This window comes from Mesorhizobium sp. M1050, from assembly GCF_040318715.1.
Lineage (GTDB): Bacteria > Pseudomonadota > Alphaproteobacteria > Rhizobiales > Rhizobiaceae > Mesorhizobium.
Map to the genome: position 1 here is coordinate 1 of NZ_JAMYMV010000161.1, position 1,959 is coordinate 1,959.

Annotated in this window: 1 protein-coding gene; it reads right to left on the reverse strand. The window is 60.0% G+C overall.

Going from position 1 to position 1,959, the window contains the following annotated elements; translation table 11 throughout:
* Window positions 1-1,959 (reverse strand): Ulp1 family isopeptidase (locus NKH57_RS33645; protein WP_352950660.1); only part of this gene is annotated, 1,959 nt, incomplete at both ends.

Here is a 1,959-nt window from a genome sequence, read left to right on the forward strand (position 1 = left end):
CGCTTCCCATGGCAATGCACTCACTTGATGGGTGGGGGCCTGCATCAGCACGCGAGCGCCTGAATTGCCGATCTCGCTCAGCTGCGGCTCAGTGGCAACGTCCTGCAGACGACTGTTCAGGGGCCATTGCCTCTTCGCTGGTCTCAACTCCGCTGTATCATGCTCACGGTTGATGAGGACCTCCTCGCTTGATAGCTGGTTGCTCCTGTCCTGTGCAGCGATCCGCTCGTCCGGCGCGCGCTGCTCGCCGTCGCGCCAGATCAGGGGACGAAAGGACTCTGCGGGATCCGAGGCTTGGTGATGGTGCCCAGTTGGCACGAAAGACGATGCCACAACAGCGTCGTCTTCATTAGCTTTCCCAGGGGGGAGATACTCTGGCCAACTGTATTCCTCCTGCGGGTCCCCCTTGCTCTCAAGACTTTGAAATTCAAATGGGTCCCCGGGAGCAACATCTGGCGCTGACTGGCCGAGCCGCTTGATCTGCTGGTGAAACGTCCCAACGGGGCTTTCCTTAACCGCGTCTCGGGCCTGTCGGTCCATGAGTTCAAAGTTCGTGAGATTATTTGCCGTTCCGAATGTATCGTCACCCCTGAGGCGGGTTTGTAGTGCCTGCCGATTGACGACGAGGTTGTTGAGGTTCAGGTCATCTGGCTGCGATTGCAATCGCCCAACCAGCGCCCGCGTGCCGTCCACCACGTAGACTCCGCAATCCCGCTCGTTGCTCTGCTGGGCGATGCGGAGCGAGCTGGTGTCCAGGCTGGCGCCCAGATTTTTTGCGAGGTCTCCTGCAAGCGTGTCATTGCATCCCTTGAAGGAGTCATAATGATAGGCAACCGGCCGTTCCCGGTCGCTGCGATCAACGAACAGCAGCGACCAATGGGTGCCGCGCTCCTCAAGAGTCGTACCGGCATCGCTCACTGGCACGAACAGGAAGTCGGCTGTGTCGTTACCGTTCTGATTATGGACGATGCGCTGGAATGCGCTTAGCCTGTCGCTCTCGGAGCCCAAGCGCAGATGATAAATGGCTACGAGGGGATCCACGAACCGCGTCCGGGCGGCGAGATCTGGATTGTTCCCCTGCAACTCCTGCTCCAGGAACTGGTAATCCCTCTGGATATGTTCGTCGCCTAGCCATTCCAACGCGCCGAGCACCCGCCCGTCTTTAGCTTTCCCAGGGGGCTTCTCTGGCCGACCCAATGCCTCCTGCGGCCCGCTGCGCTGCGCAGCGGCGTCCCTAATGGCACCAGCCTCCATGCCGACTGCGTCTTCCGGACGAGCAGCAAGGGCAATTTCGCGCCCGGGTGCGGCGTACGGCGGGAACCTCCGGAGATGAGCTAGTGCACTGATCCCACCGGAGTTGTTATAGCGCCTGGCATCTTCATCCAGCGACCCCTCGTGAAGCCGAGCCGCAATCCCCGGCTTGTTGTTTTCAACCAGGTATTCACTGAAACGTCTAGGAGCAGATCCATAGGTCTGAATGGTACCGGGATTCGGCCCGGTCGGCGCTGCCTTGTACTCTTTGATGGGAGCCGCTGTGTAATCTCTGATGAGCGCGGCGTCGGCAGCGTCGGGATTATTCAGGACAGCGGCGCGGTCCAGCACTGGCGCTCCGCCCGCCCACGTCTTGAGATGACCCACTGCTCTAGCCACGTCCGAGGAGCCACTCTTGCTCTCGTACTCCTTGAGATCCGGATCCAGCGACTCCTCGTGAAGCCGAGCAGCAAATCCCGGCCTGTTATTATCAATGAGCCAACGACCAAAGCCGAGAAGAGAATTTACATGGCGCTTGACCGTGCTCTCCAATGCTGACCTCAGCCCTTCGACAAGGGTCGCATCGTTGGAATAAAGAGGACGCTTGTCGGGACCGGAGACCCCTATTGGAGGATCTGGCTGCACCGCCGCCGGCACAGAACGAGCAGGGTCACGCAACTCGAACGGTGCGGGGGGATTCAGATCAAC